Annotated in this window: 20 protein-coding genes; 17 read left to right on the top strand and 3 right to left on the bottom strand. The window is 43.2% G+C overall.

Features of this window, described 5'->3' with window-relative positions; genetic code table 11:
* The first annotated feature begins 38 nt into the window (after positions 1-38).
* The 5 genes from mltG (at position 39) to J2Z20_RS00330 (ending at position 7,668) form a co-directional block, all read left to right on the top strand.
* Positions 39-1,091 carry an endolytic transglycosylase MltG gene (mltG, locus tag J2Z20_RS00310; protein ID WP_209844250.1) on the top strand — a complete coding sequence of 351 codons (1,053 nt, stop codon included), beginning with the start codon at positions 39-41 and terminating at the stop codon, positions 1,089-1,091.
* Positions 1,092-1,110: 19 nt separating this feature from the next.
* A complete protein-coding gene (locus J2Z20_RS00315) occupies positions 1,111-2,043 on the top strand; it encodes a peptidase U32 family protein (protein WP_209844252.1) in 933 nt (310 codons plus the stop codon).
* Positions 2,044-2,062: 19 nt separating this feature from the next.
* A complete protein-coding gene (locus tag J2Z20_RS00320) occupies positions 2,063-3,397 on the top strand; it encodes a peptidase U32 family protein (RefSeq protein ID WP_209844254.1) in 1,335 nt (444 codons plus the stop codon).
* A gap of 174 nt (positions 3,398-3,571) precedes the next feature.
* Positions 3,572-5,752: a methyl-accepting chemotaxis protein gene (locus tag J2Z20_RS00325; protein ID WP_209844256.1), complete on the top strand. Its 2,181-nt coding sequence runs from the start codon at positions 3,572-3,574 to the stop codon at positions 5,750-5,752.
* Between the two features lie 122 nt (positions 5,753-5,874).
* Entirely contained in the window at positions 5,875-7,668 is a 1,794-nt protein-coding gene (locus J2Z20_RS00330; protein WP_209844258.1) for a peptidoglycan D,D-transpeptidase FtsI family protein, read from the top strand.
* A gap of 6 nt (positions 7,669-7,674) precedes the next feature.
* Here J2Z20_RS00330 and ytvI read toward each other — a convergent pair whose 3' ends face one another.
* Positions 7,675-8,802 carry a sporulation integral membrane protein YtvI gene (ytvI, locus tag J2Z20_RS00335; protein WP_209844260.1) on the bottom strand — a complete coding sequence of 376 codons (1,128 nt, stop codon included), beginning with the start codon at positions 8,800-8,802 and terminating at the stop codon, positions 7,675-7,677.
* A gap of 147 nt (positions 8,803-8,949) precedes the next feature.
* Here ytvI and J2Z20_RS00340 point away from each other — a divergent pair, with 147 nt between their 5' ends.
* Positions 8,950-10,314 (top strand): polysaccharide deacetylase family protein, encoded by a 1,365-nt coding sequence (locus tag J2Z20_RS00340; RefSeq protein ID WP_209844261.1) that lies wholly within the window; start codon positions 8,950-8,952, stop codon positions 10,312-10,314.
* A gap of 103 nt (positions 10,315-10,417) precedes the next feature.
* On the opposite strand, the gene ilvD is transcribed toward J2Z20_RS00340, so the two are convergent.
* A complete protein-coding gene (gene ilvD / locus J2Z20_RS00345) occupies positions 10,418-12,103 on the bottom strand; it encodes a dihydroxy-acid dehydratase (RefSeq protein ID WP_209844263.1) in 1,686 nt (561 codons plus the stop codon).
* 278 nt (positions 12,104-12,381) lie between these two features.
* On the opposite strand from ilvD, the gene J2Z20_RS00350 reads away from it, so the two are divergent.
* The 3 genes from J2Z20_RS00350 (at position 12,382) to mgrA (ending at position 15,036) form a co-directional block, all read left to right on the top strand.
* Positions 12,382-13,152 carry an HAD family hydrolase gene (locus J2Z20_RS00350; protein ID WP_209844265.1) on the top strand — a complete coding sequence of 257 codons (771 nt, stop codon included), beginning with the start codon at positions 12,382-12,384 and terminating at the stop codon, positions 13,150-13,152.
* Positions 13,153-13,200: 48 nt separating this feature from the next.
* Positions 13,201-13,938, top strand: coding sequence for an NAD-dependent protein deacylase (locus tag J2Z20_RS00355; RefSeq protein WP_209844267.1), 738 nt, complete (start codon positions 13,201-13,203; stop codon positions 13,936-13,938).
* A 93-nt stretch (positions 13,939-14,031) separates the two neighbouring features.
* Positions 14,032-15,036, top strand: coding sequence for an L-glyceraldehyde 3-phosphate reductase (mgrA, locus tag J2Z20_RS00360; RefSeq protein ID WP_209844269.1), 1,005 nt, complete (start codon positions 14,032-14,034; stop codon positions 15,034-15,036).
* A gap of 22 nt (positions 15,037-15,058) precedes the next feature.
* Here mgrA and J2Z20_RS00365 read toward each other — a convergent pair whose 3' ends face one another.
* Positions 15,059-15,964 (bottom strand): AraC family transcriptional regulator, encoded by a 906-nt coding sequence (locus tag J2Z20_RS00365; RefSeq protein ID WP_245251812.1) that lies wholly within the window; start codon positions 15,962-15,964, stop codon positions 15,059-15,061.
* 140 nt (positions 15,965-16,104) lie between these two features.
* Between J2Z20_RS00365 and J2Z20_RS00370 the strand changes: the two genes are divergently transcribed.
* From J2Z20_RS00370 to ptsG, 8 genes are all read left to right on the top strand, one after another.
* Positions 16,105-17,283, top strand: a complete 1,179-nt coding sequence (locus tag J2Z20_RS00370) for a galactokinase (RefSeq protein WP_209844271.1) — start codon at positions 16,105-16,107, stop codon at positions 17,281-17,283.
* A 1-nt stretch (position 17,284) separates the two neighbouring features.
* On the top strand, positions 17,285-18,271 hold the full coding sequence (gene galE / locus J2Z20_RS00375) for a UDP-glucose 4-epimerase GalE (protein ID WP_209844273.1): 987 nt from the start codon (positions 17,285-17,287) through the stop codon (positions 18,269-18,271).
* Between the two features lie 11 nt (positions 18,272-18,282).
* Positions 18,283-19,872 carry a UDP-glucose--hexose-1-phosphate uridylyltransferase gene (locus J2Z20_RS00380; protein WP_209844275.1) on the top strand — a complete coding sequence of 530 codons (1,590 nt, stop codon included), beginning with the start codon at positions 18,283-18,285 and terminating at the stop codon, positions 19,870-19,872.
* 186 nt (positions 19,873-20,058) lie between these two features.
* Positions 20,059-21,222 carry an iron-containing alcohol dehydrogenase gene (locus J2Z20_RS00385; RefSeq protein ID WP_209844277.1) on the top strand — a complete coding sequence of 388 codons (1,164 nt, stop codon included), beginning with the start codon at positions 20,059-20,061 and terminating at the stop codon, positions 21,220-21,222.
* 156 nt (positions 21,223-21,378) lie between these two features.
* Positions 21,379-21,912, top strand: coding sequence for an NfeD family membrane protein (locus J2Z20_RS00390; protein WP_209844279.1), 534 nt, complete (start codon positions 21,379-21,381; stop codon positions 21,910-21,912).
* Entirely contained in the window at positions 21,912-23,423 is a 1,512-nt protein-coding gene (locus tag J2Z20_RS00395) for a flotillin lipid rafts scaffold protein FloT (protein ID WP_209844281.1), read from the top strand. The genes J2Z20_RS00390 and J2Z20_RS00395 overlap by 1 nt, the downstream gene beginning before the upstream one ends.
* 114 nt (positions 23,424-23,537) lie before the next feature.
* Entirely contained in the window at positions 23,538-24,380 is an 843-nt protein-coding gene (gene glcT / locus J2Z20_RS00400) for a glucose PTS transporter transcription antiterminator GlcT (RefSeq protein ID WP_209844283.1), read from the top strand.
* A gap of 269 nt (positions 24,381-24,649) precedes the next feature.
* Entirely contained in the window at positions 24,650-26,701 is a 2,052-nt protein-coding gene (ptsG, locus tag J2Z20_RS00405; RefSeq protein ID WP_209844285.1) for a glucose-specific PTS transporter subunit IIBC, read from the top strand.
* Positions 26,702-26,720 lie beyond the last annotated feature (19 nt).

Below are 26,720 nucleotides of genomic sequence, written 5' to 3' on the forward strand. Positions count from 1 at the left end.
TTGAATGCGTAAGGAAGTTTGAAGGGGTTGGCATAGACTTGAGATTGAAGACTAAAGTTTGGATAAGCAGCGGTCTAATCTTTATTATTATATGCGTAAGTGCCTTGTGGATCGTATCGAATCAAATGCAGCCGGTAAAGACTTCGAATCAAGAGATTAATTTCACGATCGAAAAGGGAATGAGTACTTCGCAGATTGCAGACCTGCTGGAGCACAAAGGAATCATTAAAAATTCATTTTTGTTTAAAGTTTATTTGAAATGGAAAAATGAAGGAAGTTCCTTAAAAGCTGGAACGTATGCGATGCATCCAGGGTTAACCTATTCTGAAGTCATCAGCAAATTAACCAGCGGCGAGGTCGTTCCCGAAGATATGATTAAATTTACGATTCCTGAAGGCTATACTGTCGAACAGATTGCAGAGAAGTTAAGTTCAGAAGGTTATGTAAATAAGGATAAGTTCTTGAAGTTAGCAAATGAACCAAGTCAATTTCATGTATCTATTGTTACTCAAATTCCAGCTGATAAGAAGCTGAAGTATGCTTTAGAGGGCTACTTGTTCCCAGAAACCTATGAGCTCAAAAAAGGAAGCACTGAAGCTGATATTATTACCAAAATGTTAGAAGAAACAGAGAAACGGTTAGATACGATACCAGATTGGAAGCAAAAGCTGCAAGAACGCAAATTGACGATTCATCAGCTATTAACGGTCGCATCCTTAGTAGAACGCGAAGTGGTTGTTGATGACGAACGTCCTCTAGTTGCAGGCGTCATTTATAATCGGCTAAACAAAGGCATGAAGCTTGAAATAGATGCTACAGTTCAGTATTTGCTTGGTAAGCAGAAGGAACGATTGTATAACAAAGATTTGCGCAAAATTGACAGCCCTTATAATTCTTATCTCTATGAAGGTCTACCGCCTGGGCCAATTGCAAGTCCAAGTATAAAATCTATACAAGCAGCGCTTGAACCTACAGCATCCCAATATTTGTTCTATGTGACCAAAAAAGACGGCAGTCATACGCATTTATTTGCAAAAACATACAAGGAACATTTAAACAATATTCAAAAAAGCGATCATATGGCAAAATAGATAGAGAGGAGTGGAGCAGATGAGAAAACAACCCGAGCTTCTTGTGACTGCAGGTTCCTTGGAAGAACTGACAGCACTTATTGATGCTGGAGCCGATGCTCTGCTTATTGGAGAAGAGAAATTCGGAATGAGGCTTCCTGGAAATTTTACACCTGCTCAAATTGCAGAAGCCGTCAAAATAGCACATGACCGTAAGGTTAAAATATATGTATCTCTTAATAATTTGTTTCATAACGAACAGCTTGAACTAATTCCAGACTACGTGAAGCAATTAGCTGCGGCAGGAGTGGACGGAGTTGAATTCGGTGACCCGTCTGTCTTGACGGCGGTTAAAGAGCATGCCCCTCAGCTTAAACTGCATTGGAATGCAGAAATGTTATCTACGAATTATGCGACCGCAAACTATTGGGGCAGTAAAGGCGCTTCTCGTGTAGTGCTTGCTAGAGAGCTTAGCATGGATGAAATTACAGAGATGATGCCTAAGCTTGAAATTGAAGCTCAAGTTCAAGTTCATGGAATGACGAACATTTATCATTCCAAGCGCCGTCTCGTTCAAAGCTACATGGCGCATCAAGGACGTCCTGTCCAAGGTGTCGATTTAGGGAAAGACCGCGGATTGTTTCTTGTTGAGGCAGAACGAAAAGATGAGAAATATCCGATTTATGAGGACTCGAATGGTACACACATTATGAGTTCTGATGATATTTGTATTCTTGAAGACTTGCATGTCTTAATGAATGCCGGTGTCGATAGCTTTAAGATCGAAGGTCTAATGAAGTCAACACATTACAACGTAGTGGTAACGAAGGCGTATCGGAAAGCGATTGATGCCTACGTTCAAGATCCAGAAAATTATCAATTCGACGAAAGCTGGCTGGAAGAAATTAGACGCGTACAAGATCCAGAGCGAGAGCTTTCGTTCGGATTCTTCTATAAGGAACAAGTATATTAAAAAGGAGTGAAGATCGAAAATGCAAACTTTGGAAAAACCAAAACCAAAATATACTGGCAAAAGACATCGATTAAGCAAACCCGAATTGCTTGCACCTGCAGGGAATTTAGAAAAGCTTAAGTTCGCGATTCATTATGGTGCAGATGCCGTATACATTGGTGGTCAGCATTATGGGCTTCGCTCCAATGCAGACAATTTCAGCTTTGAAGAAATGCGTGAAGGTGTAGAATTCGCTAAGAAATACGGCGCTAAAGTATTTGTTGCTACGAATATCTATGCCCATAATGAAGATATTGAAGGTATTGAAGACTATTTAAGAAACTTAGAGGAAGTCGGCATTTCTGCAATTATTGTAGCGGATCCGATTATTATCGAAACGGCGAAGCGCGTTGCGCCAAAATTAGAGGTTCACTTAAGTACACAGCAGTCCACAGTAAACTGGCAAGCCGTGAAGTTCTGGAAGGAAGAAGGACTCCCGCGGGTCGTACTAGGACGTGAGACGAGCCTTGAAGAAATCGCCGAAATCAAAAAGCATGTTGACATTGAAATTGAAACGTTCATTCACGGCGCGATGTGTTCATCTTATTCCGGCCGATGTGTATTGTCCAACCATTTCACAGACCGCGATTCGAACCGCGGCGGTTGCTGTCAGTCATGCCGCTGGAAATATGATTTGTTTGAAGATGCTCGTCCTGCGGAAGCTTGGATTTCTGAAGAAGAAGCTAGAGAGAGCAGTGTTCTTAAGAACTTTAAACTAGGAGTCACTCAGCTTCCACTCTTCAACGAAGACGATAACGCTTTTTCTATGTCATCCAAAGATTTGTGCATGCTGGAAAGTATTCCTGAATTAATCGAGGTCGGCATTGACAGTTTTAAAATTGAAGGTCGTATGAAATCGATTCACTACGTTGCGACTGTCGTCAATGTATACCGTCAAGCGATTGATTCTTACATGGCTGATCCAGAAAATTATGTACTCAAACCGGAATGGATTGAAGAAATTAACAAAGCTGCAAACCGTCCGCTGAATACGGGTTTCTTCTTTAATACACCAGATCATGAAGACCATATTTACGAACCAGAGGAGAAGGCAGTGCCTTACGACTTTGCGGGTCTCGTTCTGGAATATGATGAAGAGACAGGTACAGCTGTTATTCAGCAACGTAATTATTTCAAACCAGGTCAAGAAATTGAATTTTTCGGACCAGACGGCACGTTCTTCAAACAAACCGTTGGCCAAATTTGGGACGAAGATGGCAATGAACTTGACGCAGCTCGACATCCTTTGCAGCGCATTCGTATGAAAGTGGACAAACCAGTTCGCTATTTTGATATGATGCGTAAAAGAAAATAAAAAACTATTGATAATCAAGCCCTTGCAGCCAGTACTGCAGGGGCTTTTTTATTTAGTTGCGCTGAAGAACATATCATTATTTGGAAGTGAAAAGGGATTGAACGATTTTTGTCGAAATGTGAAATTAGTGAATGTTATTAGAAATAAAAATAGGGAGTGGCGGGTGATACGAACATGAGTAACGAGGGGAAAAAGATGAAGCCTAAAGAGAAAAATGAAAAAATAGAAGCAGAAATGAAAGCGCATAAACCGAAGAAGGAAAGGGCGAAGGGAGATAACATCAAGCGCTTTAACAAGGTGATTTCAACCATAAAAAACATGAAAATATCCACTCTGAATCCAGCCAAATCTGTCGGTATGAAGCTTTTTTTAGTTATTTTCGTCGTTATTGTTTTGCTTGCAGCCAGCTTAGGAATAACATCTTATAACAGCGCGAGAAATGCGATTAAAGACCAAGCAGCAAATTCTAACGAGCAAACGATCATTCAAACTTCTGATAAACTTAATATCGTGCTTAAACAATTTGAAGTTGCCGCAATGCAAATTTTGCTCGATACGGAAATGCAAAATAATGTTCGTGATTTGATGTCTCCTACGGCTGCTGAGTATGACCGTGTTCTAACAGCCGGTAAAATTTCTGACATGCTGTCGTCAATCAGTAATACAAATACAGCCATACAATCGATATATCTGGTTCCAGGTGATGGTAAAACTCCACCGATTGCAACATCATCTGTAGTTAATAATATTTCTGAGATGCTGAATCAGCCTTGGTACAAAGATGCAGTAAAAACGAAGAAAACGGAATGGATTGCCTCGAGTGCTAAAGAAGGCAGTGTACCGACTTTCAAATTAGTTCGCTCTGTGGACAGCATATATGGAGACGGAAGCAATTTCTCAATTGTATTCTTTATTAAGGCTTCCGCTTTGGAAGATCAGTTAAGCAATATTGATTTGGGAGATGGCAGCAGACTTGAAATTGTCTCTGCTGACGGTCAAATCGTTGCTTCGGACGATACAACCCTTACAGGGAAGAAGACAACCTATTCATTTGTTAATGATATAAAAGACAGCGCTTCCGGCAGTAAAGAAACGACAGACGAGAATGGCAGATCGATACTGGCAGCATACGACACGATCGAAACATCTGGTTGGAAAATTATTGGTACGGTTCCAACAAGCTATCTGGTTCAAAATGCAAAAAGTATTATTGCCATTACAGGGATAAGTATTTTCGTTGTTGCCATTCTAGCTGTACTTATCGGTCTATGGATGGTTAGATTGATCGCACGTCCTCTGCAAAATCTTCAAGGACTGATGAAACAAGGAGCAGCAGGTAATTTGAATGTGCGTACAGCTCATAAATCTAAGGATGAAATTGGTCAGCTGTCAGATAGCTTTAACGAGATGATGGAGAACATTACAACTCTTGTTACACAGACCAATGCGACAGCCCAAGATGTACTTGATACCGCTTCAGAGCTAACGGATGCTTCTAAGAAAACGGCGGTCTCAGCCAAGGAGATTGCTGTGGCTACAGAGGAAATCGCTAACGGTGCTACGAGCTTAGCTAATGAAGCGGAGCGAGGCAACGAACTTACTGAGAATATCTCACATCAAATGAAAAATGTAATCGCTGCAAATCAGGAAATGAGTGTTGCAGCTCAGCATGTAGTGAAGTCTAGCGAAATCGGTATGAAAAACTTGAATGAGTTGATCGAGAAAACAAATCAATCTGAAGAAATGACACGTTCACTTGTTCAGCGGGTAGATGCTCTGCAAGATAGTACAAAATCCGTTCTCAAAGTCGTCGATGTTCTTCATGGAATCGCACAACAAACGAACATTCTCTCACTCAATGCAACCATTGAGGCTGCTCGCGCAGGTGCAGCAGGACGGGGATTTATGGTCGTAGCTGATGAAATCCGTCAGCTTGCCGACCAATCCCGCAAATCCATCGATATGGTCGCTCAAATTACCGACAATATTAAACTTGAGATGAATGAAACGGTTAGAGCATTGTCAGATGCTTATCCTCTATATCAGCAGCAAATGAACGCTGTTAAAGAGACGAGTGACATATTCGTATCCCTTACGCAATTGATGGAAGAATTTAATTCACGACTTGATTCTGTAACTTCTTCGATTGAAGGATTAAACCAATCGCAAAACGTACTTTCTGAAGCGATGAGTAACGTAAGTGCTGTTGCTGAAGAGTCCTCTGCAACGTCAGAAGAAGTAGCTTCCCTCAGCAGTGAACAACTAAGTGTAGGTAACCATCTCATTGAGTTGTCGAACAAACTTGAAAGTGTATCTGTATCCCTCAAGAACACGTTATCAAAATTTAAGCTATAAGAAAATGATGAAGAAGCCTGTCTCTATTGGAGACAGGCTTCTTCTAGTTATGTCTGAACTTAACGTGTGAAGCTCCGTTTCCCGGGAAATAATGGATAAAAAACGGGAAGAAGGTTCACTTAATGTCTTTTCAAGGTAAACGCAGAATATTCATCATTCTAATATCTATTACTTTAATATTATTTATTTTGACCCTTCGGCTTGGATGGATTCAGTTCGTTACCGTTAACCGAGCTGTGACTACAAGCGGCAGATCATTAGAGGAAATGTCTGTATTGCAGAGAGAAAGAGGCATTGTACTTGATACAGGCCGAGGCCAATTTGTTGACCGAAGCGGGGCTCCGCTGACCGGTAAGGTCATATGGACCGCTATTTTATTTCCAGTTAGTCACGGACATCATGAGGAGAATCATTACGGGCAGATCGCTAAGCTGCTAGGTACAACTTCAGAACAGCTTAAGAGGACATGGCACTCGCTTACGCAACCTTTTATTTGGACGGACAGCAATACTCATCTGCCGCTGTCCTTATCCTTCCCGCAAGTTCAGCAATTAAAAAAATTAAATATAGCAGGCCTTGAAGTTGCGCCGTATGTACAAAGATATGATAATCATTTATCAGGCATGCAGTGGCTAGGCTTTGTATCTCAGCAGCCTGAGTTGATTCGTAGTCTGTATAAGAAGGAGAGCGATTTAGAGCATACGATGCCGTTAACGACAGAGGTGGGGTCAGCAGGGCTCGAGAAAAGTTTTGATCCTTTTCTAAGGGGAATTGGTTCGACAATCATTTCTTATACAGTCGATGGGAAGAAACAGCCTATGTACGGTTTGGGCACTCGGCTCATCGCTCAGCACAATAAGTATTATCCTTTACGAATTAAGACGACAGTCGATATGAAATTACAGCAGAAAATTGAGGTTCTGACAGAGAGAATCGGCATGAAGGAAGGCGCTATTGTCGTCTTAGATACATCGAATAGCGACGTAGCAGCAATGATTTCAAAACCATTTTATAATCCGAATCAAATTGATTTGCAGATGGGCAATTGGAGCAATCGAGCGCTTAAAGCAGCGGTGCCAGGCTCCATATTTAAGACCGTTATTGCAGCAGCTGCTTTGGAGGACGGAATTTCATCTCCTACAGAAACGTTCCATTGTTCAGGTCAGTATGGGAAATATGGACTTGCATGTTGGAAGGAAGGAGGGCATGGAGATTTGACGTTAGCAGAAGCCTATGCTGAGTCATGCAATGTCGTATTTGCGACACTAGCTGAACGGCTGGGTGGAGAACGTATTGAAGAAGTCGCTTCACAGCTTGGTCTAGGGAGGGTTATAGGCTGGCAGGACAATAGCTTTATGGGATTTGAACTATTTAAGCAATTTGATCATGAAGAGGCAGGACAAATATTTGCGGGGGGAACTCCTAAAGAGGATGACGGAGTTAAAGTACAGACAGGAATCGGTCAACGTGATGTACTCGTAACTCCTCTTCAAGCCGCTAATATGGTCGTTACCTTATTACAGGGTGGACAGATTCATGCACCGCGTCTTGTTACTGAAATACAATATAATAACGGCCAAACGATGACCTCGTTTCAGCCGCATTTATTATCTTCACCTTATGGGGGGATTTCACCCCGTACGGCTAACATCATTTTGGAGATGATGAGAGGAGTTGTTACAGATGGAACAGGTGCATCGCTGCAAAGAGCGAAATGGACGGTTGCAGGTAAATCGGGAACTGCACAAGTCACGGTGAACGGCAAGCCACGTAATAACCAATGGTTTATTGGCTATGGGCCAACCGATCATCCGCATTACGCTGTCGCTGTCCTTGTGCAGAATCGATCTCCCGAATCATCCAATCAAGCTACACTTCTGTTTCGAGAAGTGATGAATATACTTGCATCATCGTAGCCTTTCTTATCTAGGTTCATCTTCTGCTTTCGATGTGAGATCAGAAGTATCGAATTCTTCCTTCGGAAGTCTAATCCACCGCTGTAAATAGCCTTGTTTAAGCAGCTCTTTGATTAAAATAAGCAGGATAGGTGATAGAATCAATCCGGCCATCCCAAAGATCGAAAGGGAAATCATCGCAAAGGATAACATCAAATAGGCCGAAGATATCCCGATGGAGTTGCCTGTAATTTTAGGTTCAAGCAGTTGTCTAACGAGCAATACAACAACGAGCAGAACGGTTAGTGACACAGCTAATCCAACATGCCCCACTAGAAACTGATAAATAATCCATGGAATGAAAATGACCGGTACGCCGACTAATGGCAGAACATCAAAGCCCGCCGAAATGAGGGCAATCGTAAAAGCGTTATCGACTCTAAATATGGTGAGCCCTACGAAAATAAGAAGGAACGAGATGGACACGAGCAGAGCCTGAGCTTTGACGTAGCCCCAAATTGCGTGGAAGACATGTTCCTTTAGAAACGTATACGCCTTCTTAAATGTATTCGGTGTCTTCTCTTTTGCGAGCCGGCGCCATCGTTGAATTTCGACACTAAGGAAGAATGCTAATATGATAGCAACACCGAAATTTGCAATAAAGGTAGAGAAGGAAGATAAAAATGTAACGATGTGTGAAAAGGCAATGCCAGCCAAATCAGACAATACATTTGTTAGATTGGTGAAATATTCATTAATTTTTACCGTAATATTATCTGGAAGAGCGTTAATTTTTCCTTGAAGCAACGTTACTAACCTTGTGAATTCTTCTTGTACCAATTGCGTATATTTAGGTAGGTTATTATTAATTTGTGCAATTTGGGATATGATGATGAGCCCTGCACCAAACATCAGACCAAGTAATAGAAGAACAAAGAGAATGACAGAAATACCCGAAGCAACAACTTTAGGCAGCCCTTTTTTGTGTAAAAATTTCGCAAGCGGCTCAATCAGCAAAAAGACGATGAATGACAAAAATACAGGTGCAGCAATCTGATACAGTTTACTGAAAATATACATTGTCAAGTATACAGTTAATACGATCAGCCCAATATCAAATGCAGTGCGCCAATATTTTCGGTAAAAAGGCAGCATACTAAGCAACGACTCCTTTTTATTAGTTTCATACTATTTTACACGATTTCCAAAAAAAACACCTAATTCTGTTGATCTATATGATAAAATATGATTAGAGCGTGCTGACACGTTAAGTCAACTAACATAGAAAAGTGGGGAAAATACATGGAAACGCTGATGCTGTGGATCTTCTACATTACTTCGTTTTATGCATTTATTCCCGGTATGATGAGCCGTCTTTTCGGATTTCGCGTGTTCAAGAAAGGAAAGAGCGCAGGACATTTTGCGCTTACTTTTGATGATGGACCCGATCCTAGGTATACACCGTTGCTTCTGGACTTATTAAAAAAATACGATGCGAAAGCAACCTTTTTTGTCGTAGGGGCTCATGCCGAGAAAAATCCAGATTTAATAAAACGAATCCATGATGAAGGTCATCTTCTTGGTGTGCACAACTATCTTCATAAGACAAATTGGCTGATGCGACCAGCTACTGTGAAGAAGCACATAAAGCAGACGAGAGATATTATTCATTCGATTACTGGCAATGATACGCCGTATTACCGTCCTCCATGGGGGATTGTTAATTTATTCGATATAGCAAGAAAGAGAGACGTTCAGATCGTACTTTGGTCTAGAATGTTCAGCGACTGGCGCAGCAGAGTGGGTGCTGACCGACTAACGAAACGCATGCTGAAAAAGTTAAGGGGCGGAGAAGTATTCCTTCTTCATGACTGCGGCACGACTGTTGGCGCCAATCAAGAAGCTCCTGAGCAAATGCTTATTGCTCTTGAACGCGTGCTTGAGGAAGCGAATCGTAAAGGCCTTCAAAGTGTACGCATCGATAAATTGATGGCAGAGACAGAGTCCTATTCGGCACCTCGAATTTCCTTGTTCAAACGATTGCTAGTTTTACTATGGCTCCAATGGGAGAAAGTTTTCCACGCTGTATTTCATCTTCATACCATTAATCCAGAGGACCCGATGTATCACATTCGAGTTCGTACTTATCATGGACAGCCGACACAGATGGACAATGGATCAACGTTAGTCAAAGGTGACAAAATCATCGAGCTTCATCTTGATAACAAGAAGCTGTTCGAAATTGGTTCAAAGGCGAAGTCAACTGTACATTTAGCGATCCAAATGATAAGAGGAACAGAAAAGACGCTCCCCGTTATCGCTCAATACGTTTTAGATCATCCTGAAATAAGCGATGTGAAGGCACTTTATGGTGTCAGTATGATTCACCGCGGCCCAGAGCAGTTCGGATTTAAAATTATTGATTTGCCAAAAGGAATGTTCAGCTCATTTACGCAGCTTTATTTGAAACTACTCCTTAGAGTTATTCATCCAGCAGGCCAGAAACGTCTTAAGCATCGTGCGGATCAACTTGTTCCGAAAATGATATTAATGCCGATTGACGTACTCATTGGCCGCTTTTCACAACAAGGCAGTTCTCATCGGTCTCATGTGGAGAAGGATGAAGTATTTGAGCATACCAGTGACATGTTTCTTCAAAATGGATGAACTAATGATATGTATTGATACCAAAAAAGCTGGCGCAGTTAATCCAAATGGACTAACTACGCCAGCTTTTTTCTATCATTGAATCTTCATTAAAATTTCATTGTTAGATTTTTAGAACTCCGCCTGCGCTTGCGTTCGTTACAAGCTTAGAGTAACGAGCTAGGTAGCCAGATTTAACTTTTGGCTCGAAGCCTTTCCAATTTGCCCGGCGGCGCTCCATTTCTTCGTCACTGATGAGGAGGTTAATCTTGTTGTTATTGAGGTCGAGTTCGATAATATCACCGTCTTCAACAAATGCGATTGGACCGCCTTCAGCTGCTTCAGGAGAAATGTGGCCGATACTGATCCCGCGGGAAGCGCCGGAGAAACGTCCGTCTGTAATAAGACCTACTTTTGCACCGAGTCCCATACCTACAATTTGTGATGTGGGCGCCAACATTTCCGGCATACCAGGGCCGCCCTTAGGTCCTTCGTAGCGAATAACGACAACATGGCCCTCCTTCACTTTACCATTCGCAATACCAGAGAGCGCCTCTTCTTGAGAGTCAAAGCAGATGGCAGGACCTTTATGGTAACCACCGACCGATTTGTCTACCGCACCAACTTTTACGATCGAGCCTTCAGGAGCGAGGTTCCCGAAGAGTACGGCCAACCCCCCTTTCTCAGAATGAGGGTTATCCAGCGTATGGATCACATGGGTATTAACAATTTCAGCACCTTCTACGTTTTCACGCAGCGATTTAGCAGTTACGGTAATTTGGTCGCCGTTTATAGCACCAGGTTTTTTAAGAAGTTCATTTAAAATTGCGCTGACACCGCCTGCATTATGGACGTCTTCAATATGATAATCCGATGCAGGAGCAATTTTCGCTAAATGGGGCACACGTGCTGCTACTTCATTTATACGTTCGATCGGATAATCAATGCCAGCTTCGTGAGCGATGGCCAATGTATGAAGAACTGTGTTCGTGGAGCCGCCCATTGCCATATCGAGTGCAAAAGCATTATCGATTGCTTCAATGGTTACAATATCACGAGGTTTAATATCTTTTTCAATGAGTTCCATCAATTGCTTAGCAGACTTTTTGACGAATTCTTTACGTTCTTCAGAGACTGCCAGAATCGTTCCGTTGCCTGGAAGTGCAATACCCATCGCTTCTGCCAGACAGTTCATGGAGTTGGCTGTAAACATACCGGAACACGAGCCGCATGTCGGACAACCGAATTGTTCAAGCTCGAGGAGACCTTTATCATCAATTTTACCTGCTTGATATGCTCCTACACCTTCAAATACAGAGCTGAGAGAGATGGAGCGGCCTTGGCTGTCTTTCCCTGCTTTCATAGGGCCGCCGCTGACAAAAATCGTTGGGATGTTAACGCGCATCGCACCCATAATCATTCCGGGTGTAATTTTGTCACAGTTCGGAATGCATACCATTCCGTCGAACCAGTGAGCGGAAACCACGGTTTCCAAGGAGTCAGCAATAATCTCGCGGCTTGGAAGAGAATACCGCATGCCGATATGGCCCATTGCGATACCATCATCGACACCAATCGTATTGAACTCAAACGGTACACCGCCAGCTTCGCGAATTGCGTCTTTCACGATTTTACCAAATTCTTGTAAATGGACATGACCAGGAATGATATCAATGTAAGAGTTACATACCGCAATAAACGGTTTACCAAAATCTTCTTCTTTCACACCTGCCGCACGCAGAAGACTGCGGTGAGGTGCCCGGTCAAAGCCTTTTTTGATCATATCTGATCGCATTTTTTTGGTTGCCATGATGTTCACCCTTCCCCTATTACAATTCAAATTGTACTGTATTGCAGCACAGGCGGCGCGAGCCATTACTTTATAGTACTGAGTCCACGCTTCACTAATGTGCATTGGTAAAAATTAAAATTAATTTTATCTGAGTCTATCACAAGTATTTTTGTTTTTCTAGCATGTAAAATAAAAGAATCTCATTAAATATTCGAAAAATGTTATAGTATCTACAGATGATTTCAAGCATAGAGATGCTGGGAGCAACAAGTGTGAAATATGGGAGGTGTATACGTGTGCCAAGGATTGAAGTGCAAGATCGTGAAATTTCTTTTCAAGGGATATTATTTGATAAAGATGGAACGCTGCTTCAATTTATGGAATTATGGGGAAGATGGGCGGACAGCTTGCTCGAAATGATGGAACATCATCTAGCGAAGCTCGGAACTCATTTGAAAGTAGACAAATCCACTTTACTTGGAACAAAGCATGATGCGGAAGGACGTGTGAGCGGCTATGATGAGGCTGGTCCTTTAGCAATGGGCTCTGTCGACGAAGTGAACGGACTGCTCGCTTGGCACCTATACGCTGCAGCAGGAGTTCCTTGGAATGAAGCTCTTCAGTTGGTACGTCATTTTGGAAGTAGAGCTATGGAAGAAGTAAGAAAACGGCGTCCGGCTGAACCTATGCCAGGCTTGATTGATTTTCTTAAGCAATGTCATGCTCAGTCTATTCCGCTAGGCGTAGTGACGGCAGACAGTACGAAGGGGGCTATCGAGCATTTAAGCTGGATGGGTATTCTGGAATACTTTCAGTGCATCATCGGTGATGATCAAGTCGAACATGGAAAGCCTCATCCAGAAATGGTGAACAAGGCTTGCGGGATACTTGGTCTTAAACCAGCGAATGTAATCGTAATTGGTGACAGCAATGGTGATATGCAGATGGGCAGACAAGCAGGAGTTTGTACAACGATCGGTATTTCAGAAAGAGCAGATGCTTCAGCGATACTGCTGGATGCAGATGTTATTATTCAAAACTACTCACAGCTGCAATTGAAGTCTTAAAAACTGCGGCAATTGCGTTTGGGTCATTGATGGAGGTGTCAACTTAACGTGCAAAAAATAGAGCTTCTGGCGTCATGGATTAAAGAGTCGAAACGTATTGTCTTTTTTGGGGGAGCAGGTACTTCAACAGAAAGCGGGATACCTGATTTCCGCTCTGCGGCAGGCATTTATCGAACACGTCAACAGTTCCCTTATGCCCCGGAAGAGATGCTTAGCAGATCTTTTTTCGATCATCGTCCAGAAATTTTTTATGAATTCTATCGTTCGAAAATGATTTATCCGAATGCTCGTCCGAATCCAGTTCATTTGCTCTTGGCCAGACTGGAGCGGGAAGGAAAGTTAAAAGCAGTCATTACGCAAAATATTGACGGATTGCATCAAATGGCGGGCAGTGGGCATGTACTTGAGCTTCACGGCTCTATTCATCGTAATTATTGTACAAAATGTCATCGGTATTACAGTCTCGATCATATCCTCCATTCGAAAGAGACCATCCCGACCTGCGAACAGTGCGGGGCGATCATTAAGCCGGATGTTGTATTATATGGAGAAAATCTGGATGAAGACATCCTGGGTCAAACGATCGAAGTGATTTCTGCAGCTGATTTATTCATTGTCGGAGGAACATCACTTACGGTCCAACCCGCGGCACATTTGATCACTTATTTTCGTGATGAGAGAATGGCTATATTAAATACCTCACCTACGCCTTACGATCAAAGAGCGAGCCTGCTCATTACCGAACCGATGGGACAAGTGATGGCAGAAGTGGACAAGCTTGTCTAAATAATTGAAATCGGTTTCTTGCAAACTGACGAGTAATCGATATATGCTAATCCTAAACATGAAAGTAGGCAAAGAAAGGCAGGGGATAGGAAAATGGCTTACATACCAGCAGATCATCGCTACGAGGGTATGAAATATAACCGCGTTGGTCGATCAGGACTTAAGCTGCCGGCTATATCGCTTGGACTATGGCACAATTTCGGCGGCATTAACCCGGCCGAGAACAGCCGGGAAATGATTCATAAAGCGTTTGACCTTGGGATCACTCATTTTGATCTGGCGAACAACTATGGACCGCCTGCAGGATCTGCGGAAGAGACATTCGGCAAAATATTAGCTCAAGATCTGAAATCGTACCGTGACGAGCTTGTCATCTCCACAAAAGCAGGTTACTACATGTGGCCCGGTCCGTATGGCGACTGGGGTTCCCGTAAATATTTAATCTCAAGTCTTGATCAAAGCTTGAAACGGATGGGTGTAGATTACGTAGATATTTTCTACCATCATCGGTTTGACCCAGAGACACCGCTTGAAGAAACGATGGCGGCGCTTGATCATATCGTTCGTTCAGGCAAAGCGCTTTATGTTGGGGTATCAAATTATAAAGCAGAGCAAACAGCTGAAGCTATTCGAATTTTAGAACAATTAGGCACTCCTCTCATCATTCATCAACCGCGATATTCCATGCTAGATCGCTGGATCGAGAATGGACTTCAAGATGTACTTGAAGAGAATGGGGTCGGCAGCATCGCGTTCTGTCCACTGGAACAAGGTGTGCTCACGAATAAATATTTAAAAGGCATTCCTGCGGATTCGAGAGCGGCAAGTTCATCCGTATTTTTGACTAAGGATAAAATAACACCTGAAGTACTGCGTAAAATTCACGCACTGAATCAAATTGCTGCTTCAAGAGGGCAAAGTCTAGCGCAATTAGCGCTTGCTTGGGTTCTGCGCAACGGCAAAGTGACTTCGGCACTTATTGGAGCCAGCCGTGCAAGCCAAATTGAGGAGAATGTAGCAGCGCTTAATCAACTGGAGTTTTCACAAGAGGAATTGGATCGAATTGAGAATATCTTGAAAACTGATCATATCGAGTAAAAGTATTTAATAAACCCGCCTTCTACTCATGGAACGGCGGGTTTTCTCCGTTATTAGCTTGCTGTATCACGGATTGTCTATATTGACTTGGGGACTGGTCGTAGAAGCGCCGGAACTGTCTCGAAAAATAAAGCGCATCGGTTATTCCGACAGAAGCGGCAATTTGCTCAATTGATAATTCTGAGCGTTCTCTAAGGAGCCTGCGCGCTTTATCGATTCGTAGTTTTAAGAGGTATGTGACAGGTGTCATTCCCGTCTCTCTTTTAAATATTCGTGATAAATAGGCTCGATTATACCCAAGACTTTCACTCATTTGTTCAATCGACACAGGATGAGCATATTGGCTGGACATAAAGTGAATCATCTGCTTTACAGTACGCTGTACAGCCGTTTCAGCGCCGGTGAGCCGTGTCGTTCTATGGATTGCTTCTTTTGCCTCAGCAAAAATAAGATGGAGATACCCGATTGAAGCCAGACTTGCGCTTTCCTTCCGCTCATAGAAGACTCGCAATATACTGCTTAAAAAGGCCTGCATCCGGCATTCGCGCCCGGTTCGTGCCACGGGCTCCGATGGGTGAAAGCCTGCACTCTGAACGAGCTCATATGCCTCATCTCCCGTAAAAGCAACCCAGCGATAGCGCCAAGGATGAACGGGATCTGAAGAGTAGCTGACAAGCTGATCTGGATGAATGAGAAAGCAGTCGCCTTCATGCAGGTGATACGTATGATGCTCCGTTCGAAACGTACCTTTACCATGCTCGACGTAATGAAGCAGGAAATAATCGTATATTTTCGGACCGAGAACGTGATTTGGCTTCGTCTGACTTTCGCCTGCGAACAGGACATGAAGCGCATTGCCTTCATAATATACGGGATTTGATGCGACTGAATACGTTTCTGCAGCAATCATAATTGTGTCACCGTCCATTTATCTACTTTTATTTCATTTTAATCGAAAAGGTCACATTTATCCATGTGAAACACACAACAATGCATTAAGATATACAGCGCTTTTTTTTATAATGAATACAAGAGTTAATCGAGCTTATAGGATGGAGTGAGACGTCAATGAATTTGGAACAAATCAAACAAAAGTTTATTGAAAAATTTGGACATTCCGAGAATGAAATAAAGTTGTTTCATGCACCTGGACGTGTCAATCTCATCGGTGAACATATCGACTATAACGGAGGCTACGTACTCCCTGCTGCCTTAGAATTTGGCACAACACTTGCGATACGCGAGCGTGCTGACGGACATATTCATTTAGTATCTTCTAATTTTTCATTTGAAACAGCAATCTCTAGTGATGAAATAGGACGTCACAGAACGGGAGAATGGACAGACTATCCTGTTGGTGTGATGACTGAGCTCAACAATAAAGGTTATCAAGTGAACAAGGGGTACGACATGCTGTTTCACGGCGAAATTCCAAACGGTGCTGGATTGTCTTCCTCTGCATCCATCGAAGTAGTTACCGGGTATGCTGTACTTACAATGGAAGGTCATCGAACGGACACAGTCGAATTATCACTTATTTCTCAGAAGGCTGAAAATCACTTTGTAGGTGTAAACTGCGGCATTATGGATCAATTCGCCGTAGCGAACGGTGCTAAAGATCACGCTATTCTGCTTATGTGCGACACACTGGAATATAATCTCGTACCATTTCGTACAGGGTCTTATAAATTGATTATCGGCAACACAAATAAACGCCGCGGCTTAGTCGACTCCCAATATAATGAACGTCGCAGTCAGTGCGATCAAGCTCTGTCTATTTTGAAAGAACACGTGTTTGATCTAAAATATTTGGCTCAGCTCACACCAGATCAATTTGCATCACTTTCACATTATATCGAAGACGAAACGGTACGCAGCCGTGCAAAACATGTGGTTGAAGAAAATGCGCGGGTGCTTGCTTCCGTAGAAGCGCTTAAACAGAACGATTTGCAGCAGTTCGGACAGCTTATGAACGCTTCTCATGAATCGCTTCGCGATCTCTATGAGGTAAGCTGCGAGGAGCTTGATGTTATGGTAGAAGAGGCACGCCGCATCCCTGGAACACTCGGTGCTCGTATGACTGGAGCGGGATTCGGAGGATGTACCGTTTCACTGGTGCACGAAGATGACGCGGAGCTTTTTGTGCAACAAGTAGGTGAAGCATACAAAGCGCGCACAGGTCTTGAAGGCGAATTTTATGTGTGCAGCGTGGGTGACGGTGTCAAACAATTGAAGGAGGCCCAATAATATGGCAATTCTAGTGACAGGTGGCGCAGGATATATCGGTTCACATACAGTAGCTCAGTTACTTGCCCGTGGTGAAGAAGTTGTCGTTGTCGACAACTTACAGACGGGACATCGTGGCGCGCTTCTCGGGGGGAAGCTGTATGAAGGAGATTTACGGGATAAAATATTCCTGAACAATGTGTTCGCAGAGAACGAAATTGAAGCAGTTATTCACTTTGCCGCGAATTCACTCGTTGGAGAAAGTATGCAAAATCCTGTGAAATACTATGACAATAACGTATTCGGAACATTGTGTCTGCTTGAGGCGATGAATGAAGCGGGTGTCCGTAAAATCGTCTTCTCATCGACGGCAGCGACGTACGGCGAGCCGGAGAAGGTGCCTATTGAAGAGAACGATCGGACGGAACCCACTAATGTGTATGGAGAAACTAAACTCATGATGGAACGGATGATGTCTTGGTTCGACCGTGTGCTTGGCATTAAGTATGTATCGCTGCGTTATTTCAATGCTGCCGGTGCACACGCTAGCGGTAAAATTGGAGAGGATCATCGTCCTGAAAGCCACCTTATTCCTCTTGTATTGCAAGCGGCTCTCGGTCAGCGCAGTCACATTTCCGTCTTCGGCGATGACTACGCGACTCCTGATGGAACTTGCATTCGCGATTACATTCATGTGAGCGATTTGGCCGATGCGCACTTACTCGCAGTCGACTATTTGAAAAAGGGTGGAGACAGCGATGTGTTCAACCTTGGCAACGGGAAAGGATTTTCCGTGAAGGAAGTGATTGAGACAGCTAAAGAAGTGACAGGCCGTCCTATTCCAGTTGTCATGGAAGCACGGCGTGCAGGTGATCCAGCTATTCTAGTTGCTTCTTCTAATAAAGCTCGCACTGTACTCGGCTGGGATCCGAAGTGGGATAAGCTCGAGAGCATTATTAAGTCAGCATGGGATTGGCATCATGAGCACCCGCATGGTTATAACGATTAAGGAGGATGGAGATGAAGACGACAGAAGGCAGAACTGCACCTCAGCAAGAAGCTCTTCATGCCATTGAAAGACTTGTCCGTTATGCTTTTGACAAGGGATTGATAGACGAGTCTGATATAGATTACAGCCGAAATCAGTTGTTAGAAATGTTCTCATTTGATGAACCGTACGAGGGTAAAGTTGATGAGACAGTGCTATATGGGCCACAGACTCTATTAGATGTACTTATTGATTATGGTCATGAGATCGGAATGATTCCGGAAAACACAGATACGTATCGCGATTTGCTCGATGCCAAAATAATGGGGCAGCTAGTCGCACGTCCCTCTGAGGTGATTGCATCGTTTCAAGAAACGGCGAAGCAGCAAAGTATTGAAGCTGCAACAGATGCATTTTATAAACTATGTGTTGATTCGAACTATATCCGTATGGACCGAGTTTCCAAAAATGTGTACTGGAAGCAGCCGTCTTCTTACGGACAAATGGAAATGACAATCAACTTGTCTAAACCTGAGAAAAGTCCGAAGGAAATCGCCATGGCGAAATTGATTCCCCCGCCTGTATATCCGAAATGTCAGTTATGTCGTGAGAACGTTGGGTATGCTGGACACGTCAATCATCCTGCACGTCAAAATTTACGCGTCATTCCTTTAAGTCTGAATGATGAACCTTGGTTCTTTCAATATTCGCCGTACGTCTATTATAACGAGCATTGTATTGTGTTCCATCATGACCATGTTCCAATGAAGCTGACGAAGGATACATTTAGACGGCTTCTTGCGTTCGTCGATGTATTTCCGCACTATTTCATTGGCTCAAATGCCGACTTGCCCATTGTAGGCGGTTCTATCCTTACCCATGACCACTTCCAGGGAGGACGCCATACGTTCCCAATTCAGAACGCGCAGGCAGAGGCAGTATTCAGTCATCCATCAGATCAAGACGTAACACTCAGTATCGTCAAATGGCCAATGTCTGTGCTGCGCCTTACGAGCCATAATGCTTCTAAGCTGCTGGAAGCAGGAAACAACATCTATGAGGCTTGGAAAGGATATAGCGATCCTGAGGCAGACATTTATGCGGCTACGCGGAATGGAGACGAGTTGATACCGCATAATACGTTAACTCCGATCGTTCGCCGTACTTCAGATGGAGGCTATGAAATGGATCTTGTTCTGCGGAACAACCGTACGAGTGAAGAACATCCTGAAGGTATTTTCCATCCTCACCGTGAGATGCATCATATTAAGAAAGAAAATATTGGCCTCATTGAAGTGATGGGACTTGCGATATTGCCAGGACGTCTGAAGGATGAGCTTGAGCAAATCCAGAGCATTCTGTGCGGAAATGAGCAGCTTTATAACGAAGTTGTTATCCATTCAGATCACCCGCTGTATCAGCATGCAGAATGGATTCAGCAGCTCGTGAAGAAGTTCGGAAATGAGCTTACACCCGATGATGCAGGAAGCCTGCTGAAAAATGAAGTCGGCGAGAAATTCGTGCAAATTTTGGAGCACGCAGGCGTTTATAAACGGACGGAGCAAGGACAGCTTGCTTTCAGACGTTTTGTGGAAAGTATGGGTTACTCGCTGCAATCATAAAAAGTATGACTCTGATCATGGAAATTTAAAAGTGTGTAAATATCCGATAAGGATTGGGCAACTATTTTTATCTATAGGCTCATTTGTTTTTGTAAAAGCTGTAGTTGTATAATGATTAAGCAGATGAATTCTGCTCATTTATACTAGTTATACAATTAACGATTCCGATTTGGAGGTTACATATCGATGAATTCTTTTGAATTTCACAATCCGACAAGACTTATTTTCGGGAAAGGTCAACTGAAAGCTCTAAAAACCGAAGTTCCTAAATACGGCAAAAAAGTGCTTCTTGTATATGGCGGAGGCAGCATTAAACGAGTTGGACTATACGATCAAGTCATCAATTTGCTTAACGAAATCGGCGCAGAGGTTACTGAACTCGGCGGTGTTGAACCGAACCCTCGTCTATCTACCGTTCATCGCGGCGTGGATTTGTGCAGAACGAATAATATTGAGCTTATTCTTGCTGTAGGCGGCGGCAGCGTACTTGATTGCTCCAAAGCGATTGCAGTAGGCGCTAAATATGATGGCGACATGTGGGACTTCGTAGAACGCAAAGCCACTCCTCAAGATGCACTGCCGCTTGGTACCGTGTTAACAATGGCTGCAACGGGGTCTGAAATGAATGGCGGTTCTGTCATTACAAACGAAGTCACACAAGAGAAAATGGGTTGGGGCAGTCCATTTGCTTTCCCAGCCTTCTCGATTCTTGATCCTGAAAATACATTCTCTCTGCCTAAAGATCAAACGGTGTACGGCATGGTGGATATGATGTCTCATGTACTCGAACATTATTTCCATCAAGATCCAAACACGCCTGTTCAAGACGGTTTCTGCGAAACGATATTGCGGACTGTCATTGAGACTGGACCGAAATTAATCAACGATTTGCAAAATTATGAGCTGCGTGAAACGATTATGTACTGCGGCACGATGGCGCTTAACGGCGTACTTAGCATGGGTCTTCGCGGAGACTGGGCTACGCACAATATTGAACATGCGGTATCCGCTGTGTATGACATTCCTCACGGGGGAGGGCTCGCTATTTTGTTCCCGAACTGGATGAAATACAATCTCCATGTCGATGTAGCGCGCTTTAAGAAACTGGCGATCAACGTATTTCATGTGGATCCTGCTGGGAAGAGTGATGAACAGGTTGCAGAGGAAGGCATTGCGGCGCTTCGCGCTTTCTGGACTTCCATCGGTGCACCAAGCCGCCTAGCTGATTATGATATTGATGACAGCAACATTGAAGTGATGGCCGATAAAGCGATGCGTTTTGGACCATTCGGCAATTTCCGTAAACTGAACAAAGAAGATGTTATGGAAATTTATCGTTTATCTCTGTAAAAATATATATCAAATAGAATCAAACTTTGACTTGATAAAAAGCGTCTTACTTGTAAAAGGTAGGCGCTTTTTTGCATCCAGAAAATGAAACATCATGTAATAAATAACGTATTACCCAATATCATAGTCCAGTGGAAAGGAAGGAGGTCTGCATAGATGGAAGCACTGTATTTAGGATGTTTGGCTGGCGGAGTCTTATTCGCCATCGTTACGGTTTTGATCGGAGATGTGATCAGTCACGCGCTTGACGGGATTTTTGATTTTCTGTCAATTGACTTTTTTAAACCAGTTATCATAGCCGGAGCCATCACCGTATTCGGAGGAGCGGGCTTATTGTTAACAAGATACTCTAGCTTAAGCGCTGGAGTGAATATGATAATTTCAATATTATCTGCCATTGCGGTATCGACTCTTATTTATTTTGGTTATGTGAAACCGATGGAGAACAGTGAAAACTCAACATCCTTCTCCATAAAAGAGCTGATTGGACATTTGGGCGAAGTCAGTGTGTCCATTCCAGCTGACGGATACGGTGAAGTAATGGTAACGATCGGAGCAACGAATACGATTCATATAGCTGCCAGTTTCGATAAGTGCAACGTTTCTGCAGGCTCACGTGTCGTCGTGGTCGATGTGATAGAAGGCATCCTTCACGTTTCAGAACTGGAAGAGAGAGGAGCAGTGATGTAATGCCAGATTTTTTAGTCATTCCAGCTATAGTCGTAGGAGTTCTTATTGTTCTGGGGCTTGCCTTTTGGGCTCGCTATCGAACGGTTGGTCCTGATGAGGCGATGATTGTAACAGGAACTTTTCTAGGAAACAAGCACATATCAGATGATCAATCTGGACGAAAAATTAAAATTGTGCGCGGCGGCGGTGCATTCATTTGGCCTGTATTTCAAAAGTCGGAATTTCTATCTCTGTTATCGCACAAATTGGATGTGACAACGCCGGAAGTGTACACCGAGCAAGGAGTTCCCGTGTCAGCTGATGGAGTAGCCATTATTAAAGTGGGCAGTTCCGTTGAAGACGTTGCAACAGCCGCAGAACAGTTTATGGGTAAGCCTATTGAATCGCTAAAAGGGGAAGCACAAGAAGTGCTTGAAGGCCATCTTCGTTCCATTTTAGGTTCAATGACGGTTGAAGAAGTGTACCGTAACCGTGATAAATTTGCACAAGAAGTACAAGGAGTAGCGGCACGTGATTTGAAGAAAATGGGTCTGCAAATTGTATCCTTTACCATTAAAGATGTGCGTGACAAACATGGATATTTGGAGGCGCTCGGTAAGCCGCGTATAGCTGCTGTCAAGAGAGATGCAGACATTGCAGAGGCCGAGGCATTGCGAGACTCACGCATTCAGAAAGCTCGTGCCGAAGAAGAAGGTCAGAAAGCCGAACTGCTCCGTGATACGAATATTGCAGAAGCGGCCAAGGAGAAAGAATTAAAAGTTGCAGCCTTTAAGAAAGATCAGGATACGGCGAAGGCAGAGGCGGATCAGGCTTATCATATTCAAGAAGCTCGGGCGAAGCAGACAATGGTGGAAGAGCAGATGAAAGTCGAACTCGTCCGCAAAGAACGGGAAATTGATCTTCAAGAGAAAGAAATTCAAGTGCGTGAACGACAATACGATGCTGAAGTGAAGAAAAAGGCAGAAGCCGATCGTTATGCAGTAGAGCAAGCGGCAGAAGCTGAGAAAGCGCGGAAAATGCGGGAAGCAGATGCAGTGCAGTATTCCATTGAGACGCATGCGAAGGCTTCGGCAGAGCAGAGACGTCTTGAAGGTCTTGCAATCGCAGATGCTGAACGCGCGAAAGGTACAGCGGAAGCGGAAGTGATCCGGCTTCGAGGTTTAGCAGAAGCGGATGCCAAAGAGAAGCTCGCAGAAGCATTCCAAAAATTTGGCGAGGCAGCGGTGCTGGACATTATTGTGAAAATGCTTCCAGAGCTTGCAGGTAAAATTGCTGAGCCGATGTCTGCTATCGATAAATTAACGGTTGTAGATACTGGAAGAGGCGAAGGAGCGGCAAGAGTGAGTAATTACGTAACCGACCTTATGTCAACAGCGCCTGAAATGTTGAAAAATATTTCAGGAATTGATGTGGAAAACCTTATTAAAGGACTCACGCATAAATCAACAGCAGCTGTACAACCGCCAAAAACTTCGCTTAACATCGAGGCAAGCGCTGCCAAAGAACAATAAGTGTAATCTTGTATGGAAGTTAATGAATGACATTCTCGTTATATACCCGTTTGACGAATTCAGAAATTTTTGATAATTTTAGCGAGTATAAACGGGATATTATGAGGTGCAAAAGTGAGCAGCTTATTGGTGGAGAAAGTACTTAATAATAATGTTATTATTGCGAAACATCCTGAGTATGATGAAATCGTTGTCATTGGTAAAGGCATTGGCTTTAATCGCAAATCAAAAGATGTGATCCCAATGGAAGCTGTCGAAAAAATGTTTATTTTAACCAATAAAGAAGAACGGGATCAATATAAGCAGTTAGTGCCTCATATTAATGAGCAACTCATTGAAGTGATGAATGAAGCAATTCTCTATATATCACAGCAATGCAAAGAGCCGCTAAATGAACATATTCACGTCGCTTTAACGGACCATATCGCATTTGCGATTAAACGACTGGAACAGGGTCTTGCTATTCATAATCCGTTTTTGTTTGAAACGAAAGAAATTTATCCAATGGAATATGAAATGGCTAAGCACGTCGTGCAAATGATTAAGGAAAGAATGGGAGTCGACTTGGGAGAAGATGAAATCGGTTTCGTAGCTTTGCATATATACAGCGCGATGACGAATCAGCATATTACCGAAATTCAAGAGTATTCCAGGCTTATTGCCGACTTAGTAAAGATCATTGAAGAGAAGCTTGGGTCGCCTATCCCGAGAGACAGTCTTGATTTCTCAAGGCTTCTAACTCATTTAAGGTTCGCAATCGAACGAATTCGCAGAGGCGAAAAAGTGAAGGAAGCGACCGGACTCGATCGGCTTCTTCATCAAGAGTACCCGGAAATGTATTCGCTCGCATGGAAGCTGACCAAAGTGATGGAGCAAAGACTGCATAAACCCGTGTATCAAGCAGAAGTTAGCTATTTAACGGTACATTTACATCGTGTAGCTCAGAAAAATGAATAGTAGATGAAGACGGAATAATCTATTCATAAACCTCTTGTACCTTTATGCAAACAGTGCTAGAATACGTAAAGGAATTCAACAAATTAATAATGTAACAACGTGTTACTGATTCGATCAGGCATGAGTTGATGAAAGTATTTTGGATGTATTGCACCCATTTTAGGCATTCTATTCTTAAAGGGCGATACAGGCGGATACTTTTGTTAGCTCATGCTTTTTTGTTTGTTGTTTTCACCAAGAAACTACAGAATTGAAAGGAAGTGCTCTATATGTTCAAGCGGCTTTTTGGCGTATTACAAAAAGTCGGTAAGGCGCTTATGCTCCCTGTCGCGATTTTGCCAGCTGCTGGTCTACTACTTGGCATCGGGAATATGCTGGTCAATCCTGATTTTATAGCATACTTACCTGCTTTGAACGCTCACTGGGTTCAAGCATTGGCAACTGTCATGATGAACGCTGGGCAAATTGTTTTCGATAACTTATCGTTACTGTTTGCTGTCGGTGTAGCTGTAGGTTTAGCTGGAGGCGAGGGTGTTGCTGGTCTAGCTGCGATTATCGGTTATCTCATTATGAACGTGACGATGAAAACCGTTGTAGGTGTAACACCAAGCATGGTCGGCAAAGATTATGCTTACGCTAATGTTCTCGGTGTGCCTACATTGCAGACAGGTGTTTTTGGCGGTATTATTATTGGTATTTTAGCAGCTTCCATGTATAAGAGATTTTACAACATCGAGCTGCCTTCGTATCTTGGATTTTTTGCCGGCAAACGATTTGTGCCGATTATGACGGCGGTTACATCTTTGATTCTGGGGCTCATCATGGTTGTTGTGTGGCCGCCGGTTCAAAGTGGACTTAACGCGGTTTCTCACAACATGATTGATACGAACAAAACGCTTGCTGCGTTAATTTTCGGTATCGTTGAACGAAGCCTTATTCCATTTGGTCTGCATCACATTTTCTATGCACCGTTCTGGTACGAATTTGGTGAATACGTTAACAAAGCCGGCGAACTCGTTCGCGGTGACCAAAAAATCTTCATGGCTCAGCTGAGAGATGGCGTTCCTTTCACAGCAGGTACATTCATGACTGGTAAATATCCTTTCATGATGTTCGGTCTTCCTGCAGCGGCTCTTGCTATTTATCACGAAGCAAAACCAGAAAACAAAAAGTATGTTGCTGGTATTATGGGTTCCGCAGCTCTTACATCGTTTCTTACAGGGATTACTGAGCCGATTGAGTTCTCGTTCTTGTTCGTAGCACCTGTATTGTTTGCAATCCATGCGGTCTTTGCTGGGTTGTCCTTTATGACGATGTATCTGCTTAATGTCAAAATTGGTATGACATTTTCAGGCGGTTTGATTGACTTCTTGATCTTTGGTGTTCTGCCAAACCGTACTCGTTGGTGGTTGGTTATCGTAGTAGGCTTAGTGTTCGCGGTCATTTACTATTTCGGATTCCGTTTCGTTATTCGCAAGTTCAACTTGAAAACACCGGGACGTGAAGATAAGGAAAAAGCGGAAGAAAGTGTGGAAACAGGAGGAGATGAGCTTCCAGCCCAAATTCTTTCTGCTCTAGGCGGTCAGGAGAATATAGCAAACTTGGATGCATGTATCACTCGTCTTCGTGTAGAAGTAAAAGATCCGAAAGATGTCGACAAAGATCGTCTTAAAAATCTTGGCGCTTCGGGTGTGCTTGAAGTAGGCAATAACATTCAGGCGATCTTCGGAACACGGTCTGATATTATCAAGACGCAAATCCACGATATTATGGCAGGCAGAAAACCTTCTGCTGCTCCAAGAGATACAGCACCGAAAGAAGTTGCTGAGCAAGCGACGTCAAATGATGCCGCGAACACGGTTAAAGAAGAACTAATCGTAGCTCCAGCGAACGGTGAGCTAATGGATATTTCTAACGTTCCAGACCCTGTATTCTCTGAACGTATGACAGGTGATGGTTTTGCAATTCTGCCGTCTGACGGAAAAATTGCATCGCCTGTAAACGGTAAAGTGTATAACGTATTCCCTAGTAAACATGCGATCGGTATTATGTCTGAAGGCGGTAAAGAAGTTCTCGTTCACATAGGTGTGAATACGGTTAAACTGAAAGGTCAAGGATTTAATGTTCTAGTTAAAGAAGGCGACGAAGTGAAGGCAGGTCAGCCTATTATGGAAGTCGATTTGGAGTATGTTAAAGCAAATGCACCATCTATTATTTCGCCGATCATATTCTCGAACTTGCCTGAAGGATCTTCTGTTAAGCTGAACAAGACAGGTAAGGTCGCTTCTGGTGAAGCTGACATTATTACCATTAAACTTTAATAAATAATCGAATGGAGAT

The organism is Paenibacillus sediminis (genome assembly GCF_017873765.1).
In the GTDB taxonomy this organism is placed as follows: domain Bacteria; phylum Bacillota; class Bacilli; order Paenibacillales; family Paenibacillaceae; genus Paenibacillus_AG; species Paenibacillus_AG sediminis.